A 9,393-nucleotide genomic window follows, 5' to 3' on the forward strand; every position below is an offset into this window, starting at 1 on the left:
GCGGTGAGCGCGCGTACCCGGGCCTCGGCGGCGTCCCGTGCGCGGGCGGCGGCGGCCGGCTCCCGGGCGCCGAGCGAGCGGGCCAGCTCCGCGAACCGGTCGCCGATCCCGGTGAGGGTGCGCCCCTGGCCCACGTCGATGACGACGACCGGGACCTGCTCCTCCAGGTGTTTGGCGGTCTCCGGGTCGAGGCCGTAGACCTGGCCTCCGCCGTAGCTGACGGCGACGACGAGGTCGGGTGCGCCGCTCAGCAGGGCGTCCGTGTCCAGGGTGGCCCCGGCTCCGGCGTACGCGATGCCGTCCAGGGGCAGCGAGCCGGTCTTGGCGGGGTCGGGGGCGGCCGGGTCGTCGTGGCCGGAGCCGAAGATCCCGGCCGGGCGTATGCCGTGGTCCCAGAGGGTCGCTCCGGCCTGGGCGTAGGCGAGCACCCGCTGCGGGCGCTCCCCGGTTGCCGACAACTGCCCCCGGTCGTCGGTGAATTGCCATGCGGTCCGCTCGTTCACGTCACATGCCTCCCCACGGGTACCCGCCGCCCGTGCGGCGGCGGGTCGGGGAGTACCTGCCCAGCCGGGCCGGGGAGCATCCTCCGGGACGGGGACGGCGCAAGGATCCGGCCGGGAAGGGCCTACAGGTCCGGCTCGGTGGTGCGGCCGAGGTAGGTGACGGGTCCGGGGTCGGGGACGTCGATCCCGGTGAAGCCGAGGCGGTCGTAGAAGGCTCGGGCAGGGGTGTTGGAGGTGAGCATGGAGAGGTGGACGCCGCCGACCCCCTTGGCGTGCAGGGCCGCGAGGAAGGTGCGCATCAGGGCCCTGCCGTAGCCCTTGCGCTGCCAGTCGGGCAGCAGGTCGATGTGCAGGTGGGCGGGGTGTCCGGCGAGTTGCGGGAGCACCATCCGCTCGGGGGTGTGCAGGAGGGCGGCCATCGCTTCGGCCGGGGTGCGGGGCGGGCCCTCGGGGCGCGGGTGGCGGTCGGCGACCAGGGGGAGCCAGCGCGTGCGGAACTCCTCGGCGAAGCGGACGGTGTCGGCGGTGCCGAGGATGTAGCCGACCGCGCGGCCCGTGCCGTCGTCCAGGACGAAGGCCAGATCGGGTTCCAGATACGCGTAGGGCGTGGCGAAGACGGACGGAACCAGGTCGTGGTCCGGGTAGATGTCCCGGGCGTCGCCGCCGCCGTCGGCGGTGCGGATGCAGATGTCGGCGAGGGCGGCGCTGTCCTCGGGGCGGTAGGCCCGCGGGCCGGGAAGAAGGTTCACGGGCTCATCCTGCCGACGCCGAGAGCGCTCCCACAAGGGATCAGGGATTGACGGCCGTGAGGAGGACGACGGCGTCCTCCAGGGCGAGCAGGCCGTGCCGCTCCTGCGGGATCGGGTGGAGCTGCCCGGGGGTCAGTTCGACGTCGCCGGAGCCCGCGGTGAGCCGGACGGAGCCGCGCAGGACCTGGAGCGAGGCGGCGGGCGGGGCGTTGTGCTCGTCCAGCGCGGCGCCCGAGGTCAGGGCGATGACGGTCTGGCGCAGCGGGTCCTGGTGGAGCAGGAGGTGGGCACTGCGGCCGTGCGGCGAGTTGCGGGCGGCGGCCAGGTGCTCTGCGGCGAGTGCGTTGAGATTGTTCGGAGCGTCCATGTGCCCACTCTGCCGCAGCGCCCGCCCGCCCGCGAACCTGGCACCCGGTACCTCGCGTCCGGAGGGCGCCGCGCCGTACCGCTGGAGCCCGGGAGGAACGGCTCAGCCGGCCGGACTCCACCGGTACCGCACGTCCGGTTCGCGCTCCTCGTTGCGGCTGCCGTCGTCGAACGCGACCGCGGTGAACCCGTGGCGTTCGTAGAAGGCGCGGGCCCCGCTGTTGCGCTGGAAGGTGTACAGGGAGAGCCCGTCGGGGCGGGCCGCCTTGGCGGCCTCCAGCAGCAGCGAGCCGATGCCCAGCCGGCGCAGCGGCGGAGCGAGGTAGAGGTGTTCCAACTCCTCGCCGTCGAGCGAGACGAACCCGGCGATCCGCCCCGGCCCGCCGTCCCCGGCGGTCTCGGCCACCCGGACCTCCGTGCCGGGCAGCACCACGTGGGTCATCCAGGCGAGCGTCGCCTCGTCGCTGTGCACCCGCGCCAGGTACGGCATGGCGGCGGCGCGGGAGGCGAGGAAGATCTCGGTGAGCGGTCCGGCGTCCTGCGGGCGGGCCTCCCGGAGCACGGCGGGGCGAGGGTCCAGCGGCATACGGTCTCCTGTCCGAAGCCCCGCCGCGACGGATGCGGCGGTGCAGGGGTGTCTGACACATCCCCAGGTGGTCGAACATACGTCGGGCTCGCTGCGGATCTCCCTAGGATAAGAGCGCCCCGCGCCGCCGGTGTCCGCCGCAGCGCCCGTACCTGCCGAGGAAACGACGTAACGGTGTACCAGCCCCACGTGTTCACGCTGACCGAGGACGGCTACCGGGGGCCCGCACCCTCCTGGCGTCCCGGAGTCCCCTCCGTCTGGCTGGTGGACACCGACCGGGACGCGGAGGCCTTCGGGCGGCTGGCGTCCGGCATCCTCGACGCCTCCGAGCGCGCCCGTGCGCAGCGGCTGGCGTTCCCGGCCGACCGCGCGTGCTACACCGCCGCCCACGTGGCCCTGCGGCTGCTGCTCGGCGCCCACCAGGGGGTGGCTCCGGACGCCGTACGGCTGGTGCGGGAGCGCTGCCCGTCCTGCGACGGCCCGCACGGCCGGCCCGCGACCGGCGGCGGGGTGCACTTCTCGCTCTCGCACACCCGGGGCGTCGCGCTGCTGGCCTTCGCGGACGCACCGGTCGGGGTGGACGTCGAACGCGTCCCGGAACCGCAGGTCGTGGCGGAGGTCGCCGGACAGCTGCACCCGGCCGAGGAGGCCGAGCTGGCCGGGCTGCCCCCCGCGGAGCGCCCCGCCGCCTTCGCCCGGGTGTGGACCCGCAAGGAGGCGTATCTCAAGGGCGAGGGCATCGGCCTCGCGGGCGGTCTGCACAGCGAGCACATCGGCACCGGGCCGCGCCCGCTGGACCCGCCGGGCTGGACGGTCACCGATGTCGCCGTCCCTTCCGGGTACGCGGCGGCGGTGGCCGCCGGTACGGCGGGGCGCCCGCCCGCCGGGGGCTCCGACCGGCGAAAATGACAGTTCGCATCGACCGACCGATACGGAGGAGTGGCAGATGCCGCACGCACGAGCCGGACAGCAGGCGCGCCCCGAGGATCTGACCGATGTGGCACGGCTGGTGACGGCGTACTACGCGCTGCACCCCGATCCGGCCGAGCCCGGCCAGCGGGTGGCGTTCGGCACCTCCGGGCACCGCGGTTCGTCGACGGCCACCGCCTTCAACGAGGACCACATCGCGGCGACGAGCCAGGCCATCAGCGAGTACCGGGCCCGGCAGGGCACGGACGGGCCGCTGTTCCTGGGTGCGGACACCCACGCCCTGTCGGAACCGGCCCGGGTCACCGCGCTGGAGGTGTTCGCCGCCAACGACGTACGGGTGCTGATCGACTCCGAGGACGGGTACACCCCGACGCCCGCCGTCTCGCACGCCATCCTCACGTACAACCGCGGCCGTTCGTCGGGGCTCGCGGACGGCGTGGTCGTCACCCCGTCCCACAACCCGCCGGGCGACGGCGGGTTCAAGTACAACCCGCCGAGCGGCGGTCCGGCGGGCTCGGACGCGACCGGCTGGATCCAGGACCGGGCCAACGAGATCATCGCCGGCGGCCTCAAGGACGTCCGCCGGGTGACGTACGCGCGTGCGCTCGCCGCCCCCACCACCGGCAGGTACGACTTCCTCGGCACCTACGTGGCGGACCTGCCCTCCGTGCTCGACCTGGACGCGGTGCGCGAGGCGGGCGTGCGGATCGGCGCCGATCCGCTGGGCGGCGCCTCGGTGGCGTACTGGGGGCGGATCGCCGAGCAGCACCGGCTCGATCTGACCGTGGTCAACCCGCTGACCGACCCCACCTGGCGGTTCATGACGCTGGACTGGGACGGGAAGATCCGCATGGACTGCTCGTCGCCGCACGCGATGGCCTCGCTGATCGGGCAGCGCGACCGCTACCGGATCGCCACCGGCAACGACGCCGACGCCGACCGGCACGGCATCGTCACCCCGGACGCCGGGCTGATGAACCCGAACCACTATCTCGCCGTGGCCATCCACTACCTGTACGCGCACCGGGAGAACTGGCCGTCCGGGGCCGGGGTCGGCAAGACGCTGGTGTCGTCCGGGATGATCGACCGGGTGGCCGCGGACCTCGGCCGGCGGCTGGTCGAGGTGCCGGTGGGCTTCAAGTGGTTCGTGGACGGGCTGGCCGACGGGTCGCTGGGGTTCGGCGGCGAGGAGTCGGCCGGGGCGTCGTTCCTGCGCCGGGACGGTTCGGTGTGGACGACCGACAAGGACGGCATCCTGCTGGCCCTGCTCGCCTCCGAGATCCTGGCCGTCACCGGCGAGTCCCCGTCCCGGCACTACGCCGCGCTGACGGACCGCTTCGGCGAGCCCGCGTACGCGCGGATCGACGCCCCCGCCGACCGCGAGCAGAAGGCGGTGCTGGCGCGGCTGTCGCCGGAGCAGGTCGGCGCGGACACCCTGGCCGGTGAGCCGGTGACCGCCGTGCTGACCTCGGCGCCCGGCAACGGGGCGGCGATCGGCGGCATCAAGGTGACCACTGAGAACGCCTGGTTCGCCGCCCGCCCCTCGGGCACCGAGGACGTGTACAAGATCTACGCGGAGTCCTTCCGGGGCGCCGAACACCTGGGACGGGTCCAGGAGGAGGCCAAGGCCGTGGTCTCGGCGGCGCTCGGCGCCTGATCCGGCGCCCCCGTCCCTCCCGGCGCGGGCCGGGAGGGACGGGAGGGACGCCCGGTCAGGGCGTCCACACGGCCGGCCTCGGCGCGGGCCGCATGCCGTCGCCGAGGAAGAAGCCGGGGTGCGGCGGCTGGTTGTAGGCGGTGTTCTGCCAGGCCAGCGCGGTGCGGTAGGTGGTGTCGTGGAGCAGGGTGGTGATCCGGGTGCCGGTCTCGTACGGCGTGGAGTAGATGCGCAGCGCGGTGTTGTTCACGGTCGGCCAGACCACTTCCTCGCGCCAGTCGCCGAACAGGTCGCCGGAGAGGGCCGGGGTGGCCTTGGTGCCGTTGTTGGAGTGGACGGAGTCGCCGGTCAGCAGCCGGGTGTCGCCTGAGGTGCCGTACTTGTCGATGTGGGTGCCGTCCAGCAGTTCGCGCGTGGTGTCCCCGTCCCACCAGACGAGGAAGTTGGTGCTGGAGGGCTTGCGGCTCGCGACCACCGCGCCGTGCGGGTCGCGTATCCCGGAGACCGCCGACGACCAGGACTCGGCGCCCGCGCTGCCCGCCCAGATGTCGCCGCTGACCCCGCGTCCGTTGTCGCCGCCGGCCGGGGTGGACCAGATGATCTGCCCCGTCCTCGCGTCGGCCATCCAGGACGAGGGCTTCGAACCGTCCTCGTCCACCTTGAACTCCTCCAGGCCCGGACGCGCCGGGTCCAGGTCGCCGACGTGCATGGCGTCGCCGTGGCCGTTGCGGGTGGTCCACAGGGAGCGGCCGTCGTCGTCCACCGCCATCGCCCCGTAGACGATCTCGTCCCGGCCGTCGCCGTCCACGTCGGCCACCGACAGCTGGTGGTTGCCCTGGCCGTCGTAGCCGCGGCCGGTGTTGGTCGAGCTGTTGGTGTCGAAGGTCCAGCGCCGGGTGAAGGCCCCGCCGCGCCAGTCCCAGGCCGCGATCACGGTGCGCGTGTAGTAGCCGCGGGCCATGATCAGTGAGGGCCGGCCGCCGTCGAGGTAGGCGGTGCCGGCCAGGAAGCGGTCCACCCGGTTGCCGTAGCCGTCGCCCCAGGAGGAGACGCTGCCGCGTGCCGGGACGTAGTCGACGGTGCCCATGGCGGCGCCCGTCAGGCCGTTGAACATGGTGAGGTACTCGGGGCCGGACAGGACGTAGCCGGAGGAGTTGCGGTGGTCGGCCGACGCGCTGCCGATCACCGTGCCCCGGCCGTCGACGGTGCCGTCCGCGGTCTTCATCGCCACTTCGGCCCGGCCGTCGCCGTCGTAGTCGTACACCTGGAACTGGGTGTAGTGGGCGCCGGAGCGGATGTTGCGGCCCAGGTCGACGCGCCAGAGGCGGGTGCCGTCCAGTTTGACGCCGTCCACGACGGTGTTGCCCGTGTAGCCGGACTGGGAGTTGTCCTTGGCGTTGGTGGGCTGCCACTTCAGTACGAAGTCGAGGGCGCCGTCCCCGTCGAGGTCGCCGACGGACACGTCGTTGGCCTCGTAGGTGTAGGAGACGCCGTCCGGGGTGGTGCCGCCCGGCGGCGGGCTGATGGGCACGTCCTTGTAGCCGGCCCGGAACTGGACGGCGTGCGCCGAGTCGCCCTGCTCGACGCCGCCGACGACGGCGCGCACGGTGTAGTCGGCGTGGCTGGGCGCTCCGGCGTGGAAGAAGTTGGTCGAGCCGGTGACGGGCGAGGAGTTGACCTTCGTACCGGCGCGGTAGACGTTGAAGGCGACCGCGTCGGAGTCGGTGGCGAGCCAGCGCCAGCTGACGAGGTTGCCGCTGCCGGTGTGGACGCTGACGACGCCCCGGTCCAGTGCCTCCACCTGCCGCGCGGTGGCGGCGTGCGAGGTCCGGCCGGTGACGACCAGGGCGGTGGCGGCGAGGAGTCCGGCGGTGACGGCGCCGAGCACGGTGCGGGTCCGGGTGGTACGGGGTCTGCGGGCGGTGCGGGAATGACCGAGAACCACGGTACGTGCCTTCCGGAGTGGGGGTGGGTGGGGTACTCCTCAGTGGCCGCCGCTCCCGGAAAGGTTGCCGCCCCCGCCCGATCCCGTACACCGGGCTCACCCGTTCGCCGCCGCGCGGTGGCCGGTGGGGGCGGGGGCGCGCAGGCTGTCCGGAGAGCTGCCGATCGGCAGGGCGGCGGAGCCCGTTGGGGGTACGACGTGTCGGAGACCGGAGCCACGGCCCCTGGCGAGGACACGGGCGGGGAGATGGCCCGGGCGCTCCTGGAGACGCTGTTCCGGCAGTCCGCGGTGGGGCTGCACGTGCTGGACACCGACCTGCGGGTGGTCCGCGTCAACGCCCTGACCGAGGACGTCGATCCCGCGCACATTGTGGGCCTCCACTTCACCGAGGCGTACCGGCTGGACGACTCCGAGGAGGCCGAGCGGCTGCTGCGCGAGGTGCTGCGGACCGGGGAGCCCGTGCTCGACCACCCCGCGCGCGGCCGGCTCGCGGCGGCCCCCGGGCCGTCCCGGAGCATGAATGTGACGCTGCACCGGCTGGACGGTGGCCACGGCCGGCCGCTGGGGGTGCTGGCGGCCGTGGTGGATGTCGACGAACGCGAGAAGGCCCACGTCAGGGCCGATGTGCTGTCGGCGGTGCGCCGGGGGGCGGGCCACTCGCTCGACGTGGCGGCCACCTGCGAGGGGCTGGTGGCGGCGCTGGCGCCCGAGTTCGCCGATCTGGCGGTGGTCGAGGTGGTGGACGAGGTGTTGCGGGGTGCCGATCCGCCGCTGAGTCCGCTGGGCCGGGACGTGCCGCTGCGGCGGGCCGCGGTGCGCGGGACGGGGACGGCGCCGGACAACCTGGTCGGCGAGTTGCGCAGGCTGCCCGAGTCGACGCCGTTCGCGCTCGCCGTCACCGATCTGCGGCCCCGGCTGATCGGGCTGGGGCCGGACACGCCGTGGCTGGACGCCGATCCGCCGACGCGCGGGGTGATCGAGGCGCTCGGTGCCCACTCGCTGATCGTGGTCCCGCTGAAGCTGCACGGCGCCGTCCTCGGTCTGCTGAGCCTGTACCGGCACCGGGGCGACCGCTACGACGAACGCGATCTGGCCCTCGCGGTGACGGCCGGCGCGCACACGGCGCTGAGCATCGAGAACGCGCTGCGGTACGCCCGCGAGCACGTGATCGCCTCGACCGTGCAGCGGCGGCTCCTCCCCCAGCACGACGGCGCCCATGTGGCGATCGAGACCGCGCACGTGCTGCTGCCGGGGCGCAACAGCGGCTGCTGGTTCGACACCATCGGGCTCTCCGGCGCCCGGACCGCGCTCATCATCGGGAACGTCGCCGGGCACGGGCTCCAGACGGCCATCACCATGGGCCAGTTGCGTACCGTGATCCAGGCGCTGGCGGGGCTCGACCTGGAGCCCGACGAGGTGCTCGCCCGGCTCAACGACACGGCGAACCGGCTGGTGGACGAGCGCCGGTCGCTGCCGCCGGGCGACGCGCTGCACCGCCAGCCGCTGACCGCGACGTGCCTGTACGCGGTGTACGACCCGTTCACCCAGGTGTGCACGGCGGCGCGCGCCGGGCATCCGGCGCCGGTGGCCGTGGGGCCCGACGGCAGCCCGCTGGCGCTGGACGTGCCGGAGGGGCCCGCGCTCTTCTCGGACGACAGCGCGCCCTTCGCGACCGGTTCGGTGCGGCTCGACGAGGGCAGTGTGCTGGCGTTCCTGACCGAGGCGCTGGTGCCGGAGGCGGAGTCGGTGGAGCGGGCGCGCGAGGCGCTGGCCTTCCCGGACCGGCGGCTGCGGGAGCTGTGCGACGCGATCGTGTACAACCTGCCGGCCGAGGCCGATCCGGACGGGGCGGCGCTGCTGATCGCCCGGACGGGCGTGGTGCCGGAGGACCGGGTGGCGACCTGGGAGCTGCCCCACGACCGGACGACGCCCGCGGTGGCGCGCACCCTGGTCCGCGACCGGCTGGAGGGCTGGGAGCTGGACGAGGACACCATCGAGGCGACGGAGCTGATCGTCAGCGAGCTGATCACCAACGCCGTCCGCTACGGCACCCCGCCCGTGCGGCTGCGGGTGCTGCTGGACCGCACGCTCACCTGCGAGGTGCACGACACCAGTCCGGTGGCCCCGCATCTGCGCCACGCCCGTACGGTCGACGAGGGCGGGCGCGGTCTGTTCATCGTGTCGCAGCTCGCCGACCACTGGGGCACCCGGTACAGCACCGACGGCAAGGCGCTGTGGACGGAGCAGGAGATCCCGGACGAGCACGCCTGACGGACAGCGGACGGGGTCCGGTCAGGGCCCGGCCGCTCGGGGTTCCTCCGCTGCGGGCCGTCCCGCCCAGCCGAGCAGGACCACCGAGCACACGGCGGCGAACGCGCACCAGGTCGAGAGGAACTCGTACCGCCACAGCGCCGCGCAGAGCGCCGCCCCGCCCGCGACGAGCACCCCGAGCCGGACCAGCCGGCGGTCGCCGGACAGGAGCAGCGCGCCGACGGTCGCCAGCAGGTAGCCGGCCACCAGGAGCCGGGGGTGCGGCAGGTCGACGGCGTAGCCGAGGGTGTGTCCGCGCACCTCGGCGGTGACCGGCCGGGTCGCCAGGCAGTACGCGAGGACGGCGGCGGTCGCCGCTCCGGCGGCCAGGGGCGCGGCGAGGCGGC

8 protein-coding genes and 1 pseudogene are annotated in these 9,393 nt (G+C 74.2%); 3 read left to right on the top strand and 6 right to left on the bottom strand.

Going from position 1 to position 9,393, the window contains the following annotated elements; all coding sequences use genetic code 11:
• The 4 genes and pseudogenes from MHW47_RS27150 to MHW47_RS27165 all read right to left on the bottom strand — a co-directional run.
• A pseudogene (locus MHW47_RS27150) lies at positions 1 to 503 on the bottom strand (ABC transporter substrate-binding protein); the annotation flags it as partial.
• A 122-nt stretch (positions 504 to 625) separates the two neighbouring features.
• Positions 626 to 1,252, bottom strand: a complete 627-nt coding sequence (locus MHW47_RS27155; RefSeq protein ID WP_239226403.1) for a GNAT family N-acetyltransferase — start codon at positions 1,250 to 1,252, stop codon at positions 626 to 628.
• 40 nt (positions 1,253 to 1,292) lie between these two features.
• The gene (locus MHW47_RS27160) at positions 1,293 to 1,619 is read right to left on the bottom strand and encodes a cupin (protein WP_239226404.1); all 327 of its coding nucleotides are present in this window, start codon (positions 1,617 to 1,619) and stop codon (positions 1,293 to 1,295) included.
• Positions 1,620 to 1,721: 102 nt separating this feature from the next.
• Entirely contained in the window at positions 1,722 to 2,204 is a 483-nt protein-coding gene (locus MHW47_RS27165; RefSeq protein ID WP_239226405.1) for a GNAT family N-acetyltransferase, read from the bottom strand.
• Positions 2,205 to 2,378: 174 nt separating this feature from the next.
• On the opposite strand from MHW47_RS27165, the gene MHW47_RS27170 reads away from it, so the two are divergent.
• On the top strand, positions 2,379 to 3,113 hold the full coding sequence (locus MHW47_RS27170) for a 4'-phosphopantetheinyl transferase superfamily protein (protein ID WP_239226406.1): 735 nt from the start codon (positions 2,379 to 2,381) through the stop codon (positions 3,111 to 3,113).
• Between the two features lie 37 nt (positions 3,114 to 3,150).
• Complete coding sequence (gene pgm / locus MHW47_RS27175; RefSeq protein WP_239226407.1) at positions 3,151 to 4,791, top strand: phosphoglucomutase (alpha-D-glucose-1,6-bisphosphate-dependent); 1,641 nt, start codon at positions 3,151 to 3,153, stop codon at positions 4,789 to 4,791.
• Positions 4,792 to 4,846: 55 nt separating this feature from the next.
• Here the strand turns inward: pgm and MHW47_RS27180 are convergent, their stop codons facing one another.
• Positions 4,847 to 6,736: a rhamnogalacturonan lyase gene (locus tag MHW47_RS27180; RefSeq protein ID WP_308381720.1), complete on the bottom strand. Its 1,890-nt coding sequence runs from the start codon at positions 6,734 to 6,736 to the stop codon at positions 4,847 to 4,849.
• 198 nt (positions 6,737 to 6,934) lie between these two features.
• Here MHW47_RS27180 and MHW47_RS27185 point away from each other — a divergent pair, with 198 nt between their 5' ends.
• Complete coding sequence (locus MHW47_RS27185; RefSeq protein WP_239226408.1) at positions 6,935 to 9,007, top strand: SpoIIE family protein phosphatase; 2,073 nt, start codon at positions 6,935 to 6,937, stop codon at positions 9,005 to 9,007.
• 21 nt (positions 9,008 to 9,028) lie between these two features.
• On the opposite strand, the gene MHW47_RS27190 is transcribed toward MHW47_RS27185, so the two are convergent.
• The coding region (locus MHW47_RS27190; RefSeq protein ID WP_374230156.1) for a DUF6629 family protein at positions 9,029 to 9,393 on the bottom strand (365 nt) is incomplete at its 5' end.

The sequence above is a fragment of the Streptomyces sp. OfavH-34-F genome (assembly GCF_022347745.1).
Classification (GTDB): Bacteria; Actinomycetota; Actinomycetes; order Streptomycetales; family Streptomycetaceae; genus Streptomyces.